The organism is Stenotrophomonas maltophilia (assembly GCF_013464485.1).
Taxonomy (GTDB): domain Bacteria; phylum Pseudomonadota; class Gammaproteobacteria; order Xanthomonadales; family Xanthomonadaceae; genus Stenotrophomonas; species Stenotrophomonas maltophilia_AW.
In genome coordinates this window covers 50,314-65,377 of sequence record NZ_RAUX01000005.1, presented here as the reverse complement: position 1 = coordinate 65,377, position 15,064 = coordinate 50,314, and the positions used below count along the sequence as shown (strand labels likewise).

Here is a 15,064-nt window from a genome sequence, read left to right as displayed (position 1 = left end):
CAACCTTTGTCAACCCATTGATTTGAAAGATTTTTGACTAAAAATGAAAACTGTCGCCAGGGCTTGTCAAAATGCGGTTGTGTCGCATGCTGAAGTGCATGACACCGCATGCCCGCCCTTCCCGCCGTTCTTACGCTCTAGGCTTTGGCCTGGTCGAGTTGCTGCTCGCATTGGGGGTTGCCACGGCCATGGGGGCCGCCGCGTTTTGGGTCTACCCCCGCGTCACCACCCGGGTCAACGTGGCCTCGGACGTCGAGAACGTTCGGGACCTGGCCAGCCGCGTTGATCGGTCTCATGGCGTCATCGGCACGTTCCGCGGCGTCAGCACGTTGAACGTCCTTGAGGATGGGCTCGCTCCCACCGACTTCCGCCAAGCCAGCGCAGCGACCATGAGCAACGCGTGGGGTGGTGCAGTGACTGTGTCCCCGGCCACGGTGCGCTTGGCGGGGGATGCCTTCTCCGTGGGGCTGTCCGGGCTTCCTGCGCGGGCCTGCGTGCCGTTCGTCTCCGCCCTTGCGGGCGACGCGAACGTGCGGGACGTGATCGTGGGCAACACCAGTGTTTTGTTGGGCAAAGGCGGAACCTTGGACATCCCCGGGCTGGGATTGGCGTGCGGGGCCGATGGGGCCGTGGTCGACGTCGTCTATTACTCAGGCCTGGTCGCCGGGTCGTCGGTGGCCGTGGTGCCCACGCTTCCCACTCCCTCCACGCCCGCGTTCCCGGCCCCTTCAACGCCAACCCCGGCTGGGCCCGTATCCACCGCTCCCAGCGTGCCCGATGCAGTGCCGGGCGTTCCTGGGAGCGTGTCGCCAAGCCCTGGGGTTGCTCCTTCCCCGGCGGTTCCGCCGCTTCCTGTTGCGCCCAGCGTTCCGGTGCCTCAGCCGCTCCCAACGCCGGTCCCCACCCCGGCTCCGCCGGCCTTGGTGCCGTGCCGGCAATCGGAAAGCTCGGCGGCCCGGGCGAGCTGTCCGGCGGGCACGTGGGGCACAGAGACGGTGCGCACGCGCCAGGTCTGCGCTCCCGGCGACGTGGATCCAAACTCAGACGCCGCGTGGGAGCATCCCGAGGCGTGGGTTCAAGCCCAGACGGTGGCGGCCGTGACGGCGAGGGATTGCCAGGCCTGCCCGGGGACCACCCGTGAGGAACGCGATCAATGGCTCCCCACGTCGCAAGCCTGCCCGTCGGGTCAAACCGGCACGCACACCTGGGAACGGCAGCAGGTGCGGTCGAGGGACGTGTTTACCCATTGCCCGTTAGGCACCACCGCTCTGCCCGGCCCCACTTATGGCGGCTGGTCCAACTGGGTGGATACAGGGGCGCGTCGCAACGAGGTCAACACCTGCAAGCCCACGGCTGCTCGCTGCAGCGACGGGAGCTTGCAGGTCGTGGCGTGGCACTCCGCCGATGGGCAGGACGTTCCGCCCCCCTCGGGTTCGAGTGGCATTTCTTACTGGTATCCCGATGCGGTGGTGCGCCTGACGCCAGCGGAGAAAGCAAAGCTGGACTGGGCCATCGCCAACGTGCCCATCCACCGGGTGGAGACGCCCGCACCGATGCCCGGCAACTGGCCCGCCAACGTGAGCGAGTCGGCGTTCTACGAAGAGCAATGCAACGCGCTTTCGGACGCCGGGAACATCCGTTATGCCTACTCCTACGATTTTGAGTGTGTCTCTAACATGGGCATGCATTACTGCGACTACAACTGGACCAGCGGAGGCACCTCTTTGGCCGTGTGCCGGCAAGCGTGCGCGTCCGACCTGGTGGGCAAGAGCAACAATCCCTATCGCTGGGAGTGGCCCGAGTCGTCCGTGGTGGCTTCGACGCCCTACACGACCTGCACGGGCCAGCCCGGATGCACGCCCAACGGTGGGTTTGGCACCCAGCAAGGCCTGCCGGCGTGCAACGAGCACAACGTGGGCCAGACCTTGGCGTTCAACTGGTATCGCCAGTTCTACAACCCGGTGCGGGTGGACTATCAAGAGATTACGTTGACGTGCCGGGGGCCAACCTGACATCGAGCTAGAGCCCGAGAACAGGTGACGCGCCCTTAGAAGGGATTCACCACTGGTTTCTCGGGCTTGGCAATACCAATCGTCAAACTCTTAACCTTGATCGCACCAATCGCATAGCGCAGGTTGGAAGGACACATGTCCATCACCACATCCGACAGCGAAGCTGTGACCGCTTCTGCATTTGGGCGATCCTGCTTCCACTCGTAGCGAATCGCTCCCGAAGAAACCTTGAAGTTCTGCCCGCCCTTGTAGACGCACTGCTCTTCTTTCATGGAGTTGTCCACCTTGGGCTCACCATACTTCCTGGTGATCAACGACTTGACGCTATCCACGATCCGATTGGAATCACCCAGATCAATATTTATCGATTGCAACTGCCCTGCGACGAACGTAAGAACCGCCTCTTGAGGCTGGTCACTCAAAGGACTGACGATCTTCGTATTAAACTTATCCTCGCCCGACACTGGACTTGAATGTTTGTATTCGTAAGGCTCCAGAGGAGCGGCAAGGTAAACCCCGTCAGTGGGCGAAAGGCCCTCAACGGCGCTGCGCGACACTCCAACCTCAAGCTTTCCAATACCTATAGGCCCCTTGGCAAAACATGCAATAGGCACTAGAGCCAATGCTGAGACTACGATTCGGATAACCTTCATGACTCCCCCTGATTGAGTTTCCGCACGCTTACCTAAGCGCGTTGCAAATGACATTAGGCGGCACCAGCTGGTCTTCCTGACCCAATGAACGGCGCGGTCGTAAGTCCGGCGTGGTGCTGCTTAGGTAGGCGAATATATCATTCAGACTAGGCGGCCAGTTGCAGAGAGCATCATCTGGGGAGGGCCGTTCTATCCCACGCCCGCTTGACCCACCCGAACACTACGGCCAGCACGCCGATCAACAGCACGCCCCAGAGCCAAACCAAGTAAAACGCTGCGGTAGCGATCTCCCCAAACTGGGGATGCTCCGCATACTTGAACCCCAGAACGGCGGCCGCCACCACCGTCACCACGCCCAATCCGCCCCCGAGCAGCGCCCCTTTCAGGAAGCCGTGCTTCCGAAAATACGGCATCCGCCCCGTGCGGACGTGCCAGTCCCAGAGCTGCTGAGCCCGGATGTGGAGCGCCAGGCAAAACGCCAAGAACGCGAAGACGAGCGCACCGGGCACACAACAGACCAGGCCAATGAAGAAGTCGCGCTTCATCACCTCCAGGCCGGCCGCCAGCCCAACCAGGCCCAACGGGCCCAAGATGACGCTCGGGAGGATCAGCGCGGATGGGCCCGGCGGCGCATACACAACTTGCTGCGGCGGATAGCGGTTCATATGGTCCTCCCCTGTTGGATGGCTGCACGCTTGATCGGGACCGGCGTGCAGTCAAGCGGCGGACTGCGGCCCGTTTAGCCCGCAGACGTCCCTTCGTCGGTCACTTCGACCACTTGCCAACCTTCTCCTTGCGGGCGGAACAGGGCCCGCAGCTTCGGCTTGAGGGTGCTCGGCTCGGGCTTAGTGGGCTGGCCACCGATGGACCCCTGCGCTTTTACCGACCCGCCCACCATGCATTCTTGATCCCCATTGGGCTTCTTCTCGCAGTCGAGATCCAAGCCGCCCGCGTCGGTCACTTCAAACCGCCAAGAGCGCTGGAGGGTTGCCTGCCTCCCCTGCTCGGTGAAAAAGCCTTCCACGACCTTCACCCCGTCCTCCTTCGTGGGGCCCTTGTCGCCAGAGCAGGCCGTCAGGGTCAAGAGTGCCGCTGCTGCGGCCACGATCAGTGCGTGCTTCATGTCATGCGTCCTTGTCTTTGGAGGGGGTGATGCCGATGTTCTGGGTCTTGTAGCCGATCTCCAGCCGGTCGATTTGGAGAACGATGTCGGGCAGGCCGTTGGGCTTCAACCTGCCCTCCACGACCTTGAAAAAGATTCGGTCTCCCGCGGCGTCGCGCCCCACCCGTCGCAGCTCGGCCGCGTCTTCCGGCTTCAATCGCAGCGCGGCGTGGTAGCGCCCGCCATGCTCGACCCCGACCACCGCACTGCCCTTGCCCAACGGCGAAGGGCCGATAACGGCCGTCGGAAGAAAGTCAGGCGAGCGGGGATACCAGTCGTGGTTCATGACCAGCACGTAGGCGTGGAGAATGTTGGTCTTGGGGTCGATCTCCACGTCGATGTAGGGCCGCAGGTAGAACGCATCGGTAGAGGCGATCTGCCGCGCCTTGGCCTCAAACGCAGACGCCGGGTCGCCCTGCAGGCCTATGCGTTTGAACTGGTGCCCCCATGAGCCGATGCAGTGGGCCCGCATGGCCGGTGTCAGCGCCGCGCCGGCCTTGGCTTGGGCAAAGAGGTCTTCTTCGCACATCTTGTGACCACCCGACGCGGTGGCCGCCAAGCCCCACCGGATCCGGGTGTAGCCGTCGAGCATCGGAGGGTCGCCGTCGTCCCAATAAGTGCCGGCGGGTTCCAAGTAACGCTTGGTCGCAGGCGCGGAGGCTGCATCTTTCCCCGCCTGCATCAACCCCTTGCCAATCTTTCCCAGAATGCCGTGCTGAGCGGTGGCGGTGCCGCTGGCCAACGCTAGGCACACGGCCACGGCTGCAATCGCTTGCTTCATGCATCCCCCTGATCCCGGCCACCATGGCCTTGTTTGCCATTTTGGCAAATGCGGTGCAGCATGGGAAGCGGCAGACTGAGGGATTGTTCCCGGTTCGTGATCGCCCATGCCTGCCCCTCTCGCCCCAGCTCACACGTTTGGCCGCCGCTTACGCGAGGCCCGGCTGGCCAAGGGCCTGACGCAAGCAGAGTTGGGAGCCGTGCTTGGGTTGGACGAGGAGAACTCCGCCGCTCCCAGGATTTCTCGTTACGAGAGAGGAGATCGGGTGCCGGATCCAGCCACGATGGAAAAGCTGGCCCAAGCGCTGGGCTTGCCGGTCGCCTATTTCCATGCCACCAACGATCTCATGGCGGAGACGTTGTTGGTGATGTCGCGGCTTGACCCAGAGCAGCAGCGAGAGCTGCTGAAGAAGGTGAGGGATTACGCCCAGAGCCGCGGCGTGGACATCGATCCTCCCGAGTAACGTCAACGATCTCAGGGAAGAGGAGACATGCTGAAACGACTTCGACGCTGGTGGCTGCGGCGGGATGCGCCAAGCCCGATGGCACCGGAGCAGTTGCAGGCGCTGATGGACATCAACCTTCTGGAAATCCAGTTGGCAGCGTTGGACGCCCTCAGGCCCTCGACGCCAGCCGCGGAGGCGACCAGGCTGCGATCCCATGCTTGGCTCGCGTCGGTCCGTGGCCAAGGCCCGGTCGGGACACCGAACTGGAGCGAACTGCGGGCAGAAGCGCGAGCACTGAACCGTGATCTGGCGGCCGCCCTGGCTGCCGCGCACGTCGCTGCGCCTTCAGAGACGTGAGACGAGCCTATCGCTCCATGCGAGGCGAACGAGCTCCGACGATGGCCAGGGTGCGGGGGTCATCAGAACTCGTAACCGTCTGGCACGCCCGAGGGGATGCCCTGCATGGGGCCCGAGTAGCCCACCTGCTGAACCAGGTTCTGGGCGGTTTGCGACATGCGATCCAGGCGTTCCGGGACTTGGTCCAGGGCGAACAGAACCATGCCAAAAAGGGCGATGTTGAGCAGTTTGTTGAAAAGTTTGCGCACGAGCGGGGTCCTCCGTGGTTGTCAGGGGTTCGGGTTTCAAAAAAGTTGGTGGTGTTGGGCGATGCCGAACAAGCAAAGCGCCCAGGTGGCCGCAATCGTTGGAGGAGCCAGGCAAAGCGGCACGCCGAGGGCGATGTCCGACAGCTTGGCCTTGGGGTCGGTGACCATCTCCCATCCCAGCTTGGCCGCCCCCATCCCCGACATGGCGTCGAACAGGAATCGCAGGAGCGCTGAGGTGGTGGCGACGGAGGACCGGGCGGGCGCTTGGGTTTGGCTGCGGGTATTCATCAGAGCGCATCCAGTCGGTCAGCAATGGCCAGTCCGGCGACCAATCCAGCCAAGAGGCAAAAAGCAAAGAACGTCAACATGGGGTTTCCTTTGGTTAAAGAGCATCGGCGCCCTTCTCTGATCTCAAGGTAAAAGAAAACCAACTTTTCGCAATAGATTAACCCTACATTTTTCTGACTAAAAAACAAAAATGATGAGCAGACGCAGAAAATACAAAAACCTTGAAACACCTCACATTCCCAGCCCCGCGTCGGGCCCGGCGGAAGCCGAGGCCCCACCTGCCCTTTCCCCAATGCGCTTTTGCTTTGAGCCACTTTTGCCGTTGCCTTCTCTCTCCTAGATCTCAAAAGAACGCGGCCCGGGGCCGCGCCTGAAAAGCCCCCTTCGGGGAGGAAAGGCCCAGGGCCGGGGCTTCCGCCCCAGCGTCCGCGTGGCTGTCCTTGGCCCCATGCCCGCAAAAGGCAGTCCGATTCGTCAGGCGCTGGATTGGATGCATCGCCAGACCAACTGGCGAACGGCTTCTGGCTGACGAATGCCGATTCGGTTGGCGTCGATGAGCAGGGCCATGGCGACCTGGGGAGCCACCTGCACACTGGGAAGCGCGGTTTTATAGCGCTCTCGCCCCTTTGCCTCTCCGGCCCACGGCGTCGGGCATCGAGGGGAAAACGGTTCTCGAATCTGGGCGTGTTGCTCGATGAGTTGAGCCAGTGCAGCGCGCATGCTCAGGCCTTGCGCGGCGGCCAGGGCTTGAAACGCGGCTTTGCTGGGCGCGTCAATCCACGTTTCATGGATGGTCTCCACAAGTGGCATGTTGTTCCGCTTGGGTTGTAGCGTGTAGCGGCTCATCCGCTCCTCCTCTTCTCCTTCAGGTCTGCTCTTACATACAACCCCGAATCCATAAAAACGAGGGCCATCTCACGAAACGAAACGCCCGCCGGAAACTCTTGACTCCAGACCACAATCCCATCTTTGAGGTAGCTGTATTCCTGGCGAGTCACTACGCCAAAGCCATCTTCTGAGTCGCACATGTATTTGACCCGGTGGCGGTAACCGGCGTTCTCGATTTCAATCAACTCTTTCATTCGAACCCTGCTTGTGAGGGCCAGAGGACGTAGCGCCTTGTCATGCGGTCCTCCGGCTGGGCTTGGCCATCCATCCTTGGGCGGCCGCCTCTTCAGCGGTCAGCAACGCGGAGGTGCCCAGGAAGCGCGTGAGCTGGTAATGGCCGATGGTGTGCGGATACCGCTGCAGGTGGGCATGCATGGCTTTGTCGAAGTAGCACGTGGACCCCGAGCGGCGTTGATAGGCGAAATAGCGGCGGCGACGCGTTGCTGGGGGCTTCATGCCGAACCCCCGCAATCGTCGCAACGCTGCATTTCTGCCGGATACGTTGAGAAGGGATAGGCCCCTTTCTGCCCCACTTCCCCGCAGCACCCACACCGCATGAGCCCCCGGGCGGTTTGACAAATCGCGGCCTCCGGGCCTTGCCAAACCACGCCGACCACGACGGCTTCCCACGAGCTGCCGCTCCGGGCAACCACGGTGAGCCTGTCGCCGTTCTGAACATTCTGGGTGGGCACCCGGGCGCCCCATTCGCCCGACTTGAGTTGGAGGGGCCTGGCGTGGTGGTGGGCCATTAGAAGCACCCCCGACAACCAAGGGGAGCAAAGCCTGACCGGCCAATAACATAAGCAATCATACGAAAACCTTTGAAGAGGGGGCACTCCCTCGCTACCCACTCAAACTAAGCCGCCTACAAAAAATCGCAATACTTTCACCCTACGTTTTATCGACTAAATATCAAAACTGCCAAAATGGCAGCAAAGCGTTGAAGAACTTGAAGCGCAGCACATTTTCCAGCCAAGCGCCGGGCCCGGCGGAAGCCGAGGCCCCTCCCGCCCCTTCTCCACACAACGCTTTTGATTTGAGCCGCTTTTGATTTTGGCGTTGCTTTTTTCTTTTCAAGAGATCAAAAGAACGCGGCCTGGGCCGCGCCTGAAAAGCCCCCTCCGGGGAGGGTTAGGACATGGGCCGGGGCTCCCGCCCCAGCCCCGCTTTGCCTTCCCTTGATTTCAACGCCCACAAAAAAGCCCCGGTTTCCCGGGGCTCTGTCTGCAACGCTCAATGGCAATCAGGCCTTGAACGGGTGCGCCGGCCATTCCTGGTCCGGGTGCTTCTTTTTCCACGCCTTGCCTTCAGCGGTTTCGGCCCACGCAAGGAAGGCCTTCGGCTGACGTCCAGTGCCAGCCCAGGTGGTGCCGTCCGGGATCTGGAACTTCGGGGCGCGACTGATGCCGGCGCTCGCGGAAACCGCCTTGCGTGGCTCAAGCAGCGCCTTCAGATCGTTCTTCTGCTTCGTTGTGTAATGCTGCCCAAACTGCTGCAAGGTCTCATAGACTCCTGCAAAGCTGGCCCCGGCTTCAGCGGCGACCGCTTCGCTTTCGGCTTTTTCCATTTCGGCCAGCAAGGCCTCGGCCTCGGCCTTTTTCTTTCGGATTTGTTCAAGCGTAAGTGCCACGGCTTTCCCTTGGGGTTGGTCAAACCCCGATCCTGCCCTTTTGCGAGACCGCTGTAAATCCTCAACGGCCCAACCCCGGCTCTCCCGTGGCAACTGCCACGGAGGTTGACCCTCAAGAGTCACTGAGGGGATGCCGTACGCCGACCACTGGAGCAGGCCTCGGCGGTTGCGGGGGACTGACCGTGCCCACCCCCACCTTCCACCATGCAATGCCGCAATGTCCAAGGGCTACCGGGCGCCGGCAAAGCTTTGGACAGCGGGAGCAATGCTTAGCGTGGTGCGGAGCGGAGGCGCGATGGCGGAGGGCCATACTGTAGGGTTCACCGGCCCAACACGCATTCCCTGACTAAGCTAGAGCGGTAGCCTACCGTGATAGAGGTGACCGATGGCTGAGGCCGCCCGTCAGTTTGCTCTGGAGTCGTTGCGGATCCTGGATTCCGACCCCGAGCCCTTTTTCGATGCGCTGATGCGGGCCGCGAGAAACATGACGGGCATGCCGGTCGCCCTGATCTCCTTGGTGGACGGGGACCGCCAATGGTTCAAGGCCCAGATAGGCCTTCCCGGTGTGGACGAGACGCCCCGCGACATTGCCTTCTGCACCTGGGCCATCCAGTCCGATGAGCCGTTTGAGGTGGCAGACGCCGGCCAGGATGCCCGCTTTTCGACCAACCCGTTGGTCTTGGGTCCTCCTTTCGTCCGCCACTATGTCGGCGCGCCCATCAGCGCCAATGGCCAGAACGTGGGAACGCTTTGCCTGCTCAGCCCAAACCCGGGAACGATCTCAGCGGAGCAGGGAGCAGCCCTGTCATGCTTGGCCCAGGCCGCCGCAGTCGGCATGCAGCAGCGCGCTCGCCTTCTTGAGCGGGTCAGCGAATCCCAGGCCTTGCAACGGCGTTTTCAGAGAAGCCAGTTCTTTCTGGAGCGCACCAATGCACTGGCCAAGGTCGGAGGGTGGGAGCTGGTGCTTGGAACTGGAGAAATCAAATGGACCAAGGAGACCCGGAGGATCCATGACGTCTCTGACGACGCGGTGCCCGGCCTGGACACGGCGATTGCCCTGTGTCCGGAAGGCGCACGGCAGCGGCTGGAGGCCGCCCTGGAAGACTGTATCTCATCGGGTGTGCCCATCGATTTGACCCTTCCGTCCAGCAAGCTTTCGGGGGAGCGCACGTGGGTCCACGTGGTGGGCCAGCGGGAAGAGACCGAAACCGGTGCCCGATTGATCGGCGCGATCCAAGACGTGACGGAGCAACGGGCGGCGGTCGAGGCCTTGGCGCATAGCGAGGCACGCTACCGCAGGCTGTTCCAACACAGCCTCGGCCTCATCTGCACGCATTCCTTGGACGGGACGGTCACGTCGGTCAACCCTGCGGCCTCGCACTCACTGGGTCTCTCGGAGGGTGACGTCGTCGGCCGATCGCTGGCCGAGCTCATTCCCCAGAGCAAGCAGGACGCGTTCAAGGCTTACTTGGATCGCATCCGGGAAAACGAGAGCGACTCGGGCATGATGGAGCTGGTGGCCCGCGACGGATCGCGCCGCTTCTGGGCGTATCACAACGTGCTGGACACAGAAGCCCAACCGCCCTACGTGCTGGGCCACGCGCAAGACATCACGACTGAGCAGCAGCTCCACGACTTGGCGACCCGCGACCCGCTCACCCGAGCGTTCAACCGTCGCTACTTGGCCGATCTGGCCCACCAGCAGTTCGATGGGTGGGGCTGTCTGGTGTTTGACTTGGACCACTTCAAAGAAGTCAACGACACCCAAGGCCACGCCCAAGGCGACAAGGTGCTGGTCGACTTCGTGGCTTTCCTGTCCGCCCCGCTCCAAGGCGAGGAAGCGGTGGTTCGGCTCGGGGGCGACGAGTTCCTCGTGTTCGTCCCCGATGCGACGTTGGAACGGCTGAGCGTGTTGGAGGACACCTACCACGAGCGCGCCGGCGAGGCACCGATCCGCTTTTCCGGCGGTTGCGCCATTGGTCGGCCCTCGGAATCGGTGGCCGATACCATCAATCGCGCAGACATGAAACTCTACGACCGCCGAAAGCGGGAACGGCAGTGAGCCTGCCCTCAGATCCGGGCATGGGGCCAGTTGTGGGCTGCCCCCTTACGCCGATGATCGCCTTTAGCGTAGCAAGCGGCCCTTCAGTGCCGCCCAATCTCACCGATGGAGAGGGCAACATGGATAAGCGGGTGTGCTTTGATTTCGAGATTGATTTCAGCAACGGGGGCGGGATTCAGGGCCAAGGCTTCCGGCTGGACATCGCCGGTGACGACATCACCAATGAGGCGTTGGCCGACTACATCGTGCGCGACATGCGCCTGCTGATGGTGGGTGAGGTTCGCATCCTCAACAAGGAAATCATTGAGGAGCCTCATAAGCGCCCGGCGCACGACCAAGACGGTTCAACTGTCCACGACTCAAAGGACGGGTGAGCGGCCATGCATCCTGATGTTCTCGGCTGGGCTGCAACCGTAGTGCTGATTGCCACGCTGGTCCGGCAAATGATCAAACAGTGGCAGTCTCCCCACCCCGAAACGGTCTCCAAGTGGCTGTTCGTCGGTCAGATGACCGCGTCCACCCTTTTCACCGTCTACAGTGCACTTTTGGGGTCAACGGTGTTTGTGGTGACCAATGCCCTGCTGCTGCTCACGGCCGTGGTGGGACAGATCCTGGCTTGGCGTCGACGTCGACGAACCGACGCACCGCCTCCCTGCTGACCCAGTATTGGCTGCACCAAGGAAAGCCGTGGTAGGCGTTTAGCAGCCACTCTTCGTCAGATCCGAAACGGACGCCGCCTGACATGCTCGACCCGGCCTCCGACCGTGACCAGCGTCGAGATGGCCCAGTCGCTGGAAGCGGACACGGGCGGAAGCAACAAGATCTCAACGCCAGCCCCCATCGCCGCGCCTTTCCATACCTCCACTGTGCCATCCTCGCTGGGACTGCGGTGGAGGCCCCAATCCGAGGCGAAATCCGTCAGCGCTTGCCGTCCATGTATCCTATCGAGCGCGCTGCAAAGCGAATCATACTGAGCACTCCTCATTCCCCTCCCCCTTGCATCGTTTTCTAACCTGCGCTTCACCATCCATCCCAGACTACTTCATGGCAGACATGAAGATCGAAAGCCAGTCTGAATCCCTCAGGAGAACGCCAACTTTCTGACGGGGCAGCCTCCGATCCATTACCTGAAGCTGGGACCAGGGACGACCGCCTAAGCCGATTCAGGCAGGGTTGCGCGGCTGCCCGTCGTCTATCAACAACACCGTGCGGCAAGCGCGCGCCAACTGCAAGGCAGCCGACATGTCCGCATAGCTTCGATAGGGAGAAAATGCGCCGAGCGGGCCCGACACGCGATCGCCCTACTGGTTGGTTCAGAACAGCTCCGTCTGAGCCGGTGGGTAGACAAGCGCTGGCCCGACGGCCTGCGCCATCGGGTTCAGCGGATGCGGTTTGGGTTCGGCGTGGGACACGATGTGCAGCACCTCATGGCCCCGGTGCGTCAGCAGGTCGGAGATGAGACGTCGGTGGCAACGCCACCACGGTGCCTCCGCGCACATCAGCGCGGTCCGATGTTCGCCCCCCAGTGCAAGCACCTTCGATAGCCCGCCGGCGAACTCGGCGGTCGCCATGTGGTCTGCGTAGCCCTGAAACGCGGCGTTGTCCCACGCACCATTGGGCGAATCCGGCTGCACCTTGCGCCGCCCGCCCAGTTCAGGAATCCAAAGATACTCCACGCCGTGCGCTGGCAGCGTTTTAGCCATCTGCTCGGATGCGAACCAAGGGTGACGACGCGATCCTGGGAAACGACGCACGTCCGCGATCGCCGAGATGCCTTGTGCGAACAGCAGGTGTAAGAACTCGTCCCAAGGTCGAGTGGAATGCCCGATGGTCCAGACGGTCACCGGGGTCGGAGCGGGAGCATCGCACTGCATGAGGCTCATTGGACAGGAGCCGGCATCAAGCCCGCGTGCTCATCACGTGCTCGGCAGCTGCCAACGACGCTCGCGTCTGCCCGTCTACGCTCGGACACGACCGCGGGGATAGCGGCTAGTCGTTTCGGGCCCATTTCGACAAGTTCTGCTTCAACGCATCGATGCCCTCCCAAGGATCCTTGCGGCGACGTTTCAGCTTGCCCGGCACGTCCTTGATCGTGAACGCGTCAGCCCGCTTGAGCTTGGCCAGCTCACTCCACGCCAAGGGCATGGCCACCGGAGCGCCAGGCCTCCCTCGCAGTGAATAGGACGCCACGGCGGTGGCTCCTCGTCCGTTGCGGAGGTAATCGACGAATATCCGCTTGTTTCGCAGGGCCTTGGTGGCGGTGGCCAAGAACCGCTGAGGTTCCGACTGGGCCAGCGCGTCGGCGAATCCTTTGGCGAAGCGCTTGGTCAGGTCCCAGTCGCACCCCGGGTTGAGGGGCACCACGACATGCAGGCCCTTGCCTCCGGATACCCGAAGGAAGGACTCCAACTCCAGCTGGACCAAAAGCTCCCGGATATCGGTGGCGGCCCTTTTCACTTCGGCGAAGGGCACGTCCGGGCAGGGATCCAGGTCGAACACGACCCGATCCGCCCGGTCGGGCTCCTCCGCGTGGCTTCCCCACGGATGGAACTCCAGGGCATTGAACTGGACCAGCTCCAGCAAGCTGGCCGCGTCGCGCACTACGAGGTAGTGGGCGTTGATGCCGCTGTCCTCCTTCAACTTGACCGAGTCCACCAGCTCCAGCCCGGCGGTGTGGTGCTTCTGGAAGAAGCAAGGCTTGCCGGTGCCGGCGGGGCAGCGAATGATCGAGAGGGGCCGATTGATCACCTCTGGGAGCAGGTGATCCATGACCGCCGAGTAGTAATCCCAAACGTCTTGCTTGGTATAGCCGTCGCCAGGGAAAAGGACCTTGCTCGGGGAGGACAGCTTGGGCGGCATGCGATCGGCTTGAGGCGTTGGGGCGGTCTTGCGGGCAGAAGACACCGCCGATGCCCGCTTCCCGCGGCCGCCCTTTACCGGGGCGCGGTCTGAGTCGGTCAGATCGGCCACGTCCTTGTCGGCCCTCACGGCTTTCAAGGAAGCCTGGCGCAGCAGTTGCTGTCCGCCGATGCCGCGATAGAACACCTCCACCACAAAGCGCGGCTCGAACCAAGTAGCGGCCCGGAGATCGGTGTCCTCCGTGGGCACGTAGGCCGTCGGCTTCTTGCCTCCCCCTTGGATCCTCTTGCTCACGTCCTTGATCAACGCGTCGGAGAACCCGGTGCCCACCCGGCCCACGTAGAGCCAACCGTGTTTGGGGTCAGGTTTGGCCAGAAGGAGCGAGCCAAAGCCGCTGCGGCTTCCTTTGGGGGCCGTATAGCCCACCACTGCGAACTCATCGCTGGCCAGCTGCTTGGTCTTGCGCCAGTCGTCGCTGCGGCCGGTGTGGTAGCCGCGATCGGCGCGCTTGGAAATGATGCCTTCAAAGTGCTGTTCGCCCGCCAGGCGGTAGGCCTCGTTGCCGTCGCCTTGGACGTGAGAGCTGAAGGCCAAATGGCCGGCTTGGCCCTCCAGCAGCTCCTGCAGGAGCGCCTTACGCTCCAACAGAGGTGCTGCGGCCACGTCCACGCCATCGATGTGCAGCAGGTCGAAGAGCGCGTAGGCCAGCGCGCCTTGCCGCTCCCCGGACAATGTCGCCTGGAGCAGGTTGAAGTCCTCCTTGGTGCCCGATCCGGCGATGAGTTCGCCATCCAAAGCCGCAGAAGTGAGGCCCAATGCCGCTACTGCGTCGCGTATCTCGGGGATCTTGTCGGTCCACTCCAACGCGTTCCGGGACCAGAGCCGGACGGCCCCATCGGCGACCGTTGCGAGGATCCGATACCCGTCCCACTTGATCTCATGGACCCATTGGTCGCCCTGCGGTGGGGCGTCCCCCAGCTTGGCCAACTGGGGCACGAAGGGGCCGGAAGGCGGGGCCGCCTCTTTCGCTTTGGGCAGGGCCAAGGCCTTCTTGGCCCAGTTCTTCCGTCGCGCACGCTTTGCAGGGAGGGCTTTGAGCTTCTTCTTGTCGGCTTTACCGCCGCCGGCCCTCTTGATGTCTGCCGTTGGGGCCGCCGACACATCGGCGAGCAGATCGTCCGCTTCCAGATCGCTCGCATACGCATCGTCGTCCTTGAACAACAGCCACTGCGGCTGACGGGCAGGCTTGCCGGAGCGGACCAGGTGCCACCCGCCTTTGAGCTTGGTGCCAAACAGCTCGAAGCGCAGGTGACCCTTGGCAAGTTGTGCCTCTGGGTCTCCTTGGGTGGCCCAGACGCCGTGATCAAACTGGGCCACGTGCCCACCGCCGTATTGCCCTTTGGGGATCTCGCCTTCGAAGCTGGCGTAGTCGACGGGATGGTCTTCTACTTCCACGGCCATGCGCTTGACCTTGGGGTCGTAACTGGGGCCTTTGGGGACGGCCCAACTCTTCAGGGCGTCGCCGATTTGCAGCCGGAAGTCGTAGTGCCGGCGGCTGGCGTGGTGGAGTTGGACCACGAAAATGGCGCGCTGCCCTTGGGGCAGCGCTTTGCCAGGTTCCGGCTCCTTGGTCTGGTCAAAGCGGCGCTTGCGGCGGTATTCGACCAAGGACATGACGG

18 protein-coding genes are annotated in these 15,064 nt (G+C 62.7%); 6 read left to right on the top strand and 12 right to left on the bottom strand.

Features of this window, described 5'->3' with window-relative positions; genetic code table 11:
• The first annotated feature begins 86 nt into the window (after nucleotides 1-86).
• Nucleotides 87-2,012, top strand: coding sequence for a type 4 pilus major pilin (locus D7Y61_RS02755; RefSeq protein WP_180864878.1), 1,926 nt, complete (start codon nucleotides 87-89; stop codon nucleotides 2,010-2,012).
• Between the two features lie 35 nt (nucleotides 2,013-2,047).
• Here D7Y61_RS02755 and D7Y61_RS02750 read toward each other — a convergent pair whose 3' ends face one another.
• From D7Y61_RS02750 to D7Y61_RS02735, 4 genes are all read right to left on the bottom strand, one after another.
• Nucleotides 2,048-2,665, bottom strand: a complete 618-nt coding sequence (locus tag D7Y61_RS02750; RefSeq protein WP_140222680.1) for a hypothetical protein — start codon at nucleotides 2,663-2,665, stop codon at nucleotides 2,048-2,050.
• A gap of 170 nt (nucleotides 2,666-2,835) precedes the next feature.
• The gene (locus D7Y61_RS02745) at nucleotides 2,836-3,330 is read right to left on the bottom strand and encodes a hypothetical protein (RefSeq protein WP_224119381.1); all 495 of its coding nucleotides are present in this window, start codon (nucleotides 3,328-3,330) and stop codon (nucleotides 2,836-2,838) included.
• Between the two features lie 74 nt (nucleotides 3,331-3,404).
• On the bottom strand, nucleotides 3,405-3,788 hold the full coding sequence (locus D7Y61_RS02740; RefSeq protein WP_140222681.1) for a hypothetical protein: 384 nt from the start codon (nucleotides 3,786-3,788) through the stop codon (nucleotides 3,405-3,407).
• Nucleotide 3,789: 1 nt separating this feature from the next.
• A complete protein-coding gene (locus tag D7Y61_RS02735) occupies nucleotides 3,790-4,608 on the bottom strand; it encodes a hypothetical protein (protein WP_049419311.1) in 819 nt (272 codons plus the stop codon).
• Between the two features lie 106 nt (nucleotides 4,609-4,714).
• Between D7Y61_RS02735 and D7Y61_RS02730 the strand changes: the two genes are divergently transcribed.
• Nucleotides 4,715-5,071: a helix-turn-helix domain-containing protein gene (locus tag D7Y61_RS02730; RefSeq protein ID WP_049419313.1), complete on the top strand. Its 357-nt coding sequence runs from the start codon at nucleotides 4,715-4,717 to the stop codon at nucleotides 5,069-5,071.
• A gap of 27 nt (nucleotides 5,072-5,098) precedes the next feature.
• Nucleotides 5,099-5,410 (top strand): hypothetical protein, encoded by a 312-nt coding sequence (locus tag D7Y61_RS02725; protein ID WP_140222682.1) that lies wholly within the window; start codon nucleotides 5,099-5,101, stop codon nucleotides 5,408-5,410.
• A gap of 62 nt (nucleotides 5,411-5,472) precedes the next feature.
• Here the strand turns inward: D7Y61_RS02725 and D7Y61_RS02720 are convergent, their stop codons facing one another.
• The 6 genes from D7Y61_RS02720 to D7Y61_RS02695 all read right to left on the bottom strand — a co-directional run bounded on the left by D7Y61_RS02720 (nucleotide 5,473) and on the right by D7Y61_RS02695 (nucleotide 8,464).
• Nucleotides 5,473-5,658, bottom strand: a complete 186-nt coding sequence (locus tag D7Y61_RS02720) for a hypothetical protein (RefSeq protein WP_008268538.1) — start codon at nucleotides 5,656-5,658, stop codon at nucleotides 5,473-5,475.
• Nucleotides 5,659-5,694: 36 nt separating this feature from the next.
• A complete protein-coding gene (locus D7Y61_RS02715; RefSeq protein WP_049419319.1) occupies nucleotides 5,695-5,946 on the bottom strand; it encodes a hypothetical protein in 252 nt (83 codons plus the stop codon).
• 474 nt (nucleotides 5,947-6,420) lie between these two features.
• On the bottom strand, nucleotides 6,421-6,792 hold the full coding sequence (locus D7Y61_RS02710) for a hypothetical protein (RefSeq protein WP_049441131.1): 372 nt from the start codon (nucleotides 6,790-6,792) through the stop codon (nucleotides 6,421-6,423).
• Entirely contained in the window at nucleotides 6,789-7,028 is a 240-nt protein-coding gene (locus tag D7Y61_RS02705; RefSeq protein WP_040008402.1) for a hypothetical protein, read from the bottom strand. The genes D7Y61_RS02710 and D7Y61_RS02705 overlap by 4 nt, the downstream gene beginning before the upstream one ends.
• A gap of 40 nt (nucleotides 7,029-7,068) precedes the next feature.
• The gene (locus D7Y61_RS02700) at nucleotides 7,069-7,290 is read right to left on the bottom strand and encodes a hypothetical protein (RefSeq protein ID WP_049427013.1); all 222 of its coding nucleotides are present in this window, start codon (nucleotides 7,288-7,290) and stop codon (nucleotides 7,069-7,071) included.
• A 787-nt stretch (nucleotides 7,291-8,077) separates the two neighbouring features.
• Nucleotides 8,078-8,464: an H-NS family nucleoid-associated regulatory protein gene (locus D7Y61_RS02695; protein ID WP_057502459.1), complete on the bottom strand. Its 387-nt coding sequence runs from the start codon at nucleotides 8,462-8,464 to the stop codon at nucleotides 8,078-8,080.
• Nucleotides 8,465-8,849: 385 nt separating this feature from the next.
• On the opposite strand from D7Y61_RS02695, the gene D7Y61_RS02690 reads away from it, so the two are divergent.
• From D7Y61_RS02690 to D7Y61_RS02680, 3 genes are read left to right on the top strand one after another with little or no spacing between them, the layout of a single operon-like run.
• Nucleotides 8,850-10,526, top strand: a complete 1,677-nt coding sequence (locus D7Y61_RS02690; RefSeq protein ID WP_180864877.1) for a sensor domain-containing diguanylate cyclase — start codon at nucleotides 8,850-8,852, stop codon at nucleotides 10,524-10,526.
• Nucleotides 10,523-10,900 carry a hypothetical protein gene (locus D7Y61_RS02685; protein WP_232281412.1) on the top strand — a complete coding sequence of 126 codons (378 nt, stop codon included), beginning with the start codon at nucleotides 10,523-10,525 and terminating at the stop codon, nucleotides 10,898-10,900. Before D7Y61_RS02690 ends, D7Y61_RS02685 begins: the two co-directional genes overlap by 4 nt.
• Nucleotides 10,901-10,906: 6 nt before the next feature.
• A complete protein-coding gene (locus D7Y61_RS02680; protein WP_049453293.1) occupies nucleotides 10,907-11,185 on the top strand; it encodes a membrane protein in 279 nt (92 codons plus the stop codon).
• 654 nt (nucleotides 11,186-11,839) lie between these two features.
• Here D7Y61_RS02680 and D7Y61_RS02675 read toward each other — a convergent pair.
• Complete coding sequence (locus tag D7Y61_RS02675) at nucleotides 11,840-12,409, bottom strand: DUF488 family protein (protein ID WP_024957540.1); 570 nt, start codon at nucleotides 12,407-12,409, stop codon at nucleotides 11,840-11,842.
• Nucleotides 12,410-12,515: 106 nt separating this feature from the next.
• Nucleotides 12,516-15,059 (bottom strand): DNA ligase D, encoded by a 2,544-nt coding sequence (ligD, locus tag D7Y61_RS02670; RefSeq protein ID WP_049419338.1) that lies wholly within the window; start codon nucleotides 15,057-15,059, stop codon nucleotides 12,516-12,518.
• Nucleotides 15,060-15,064 lie beyond the last annotated feature (5 nt).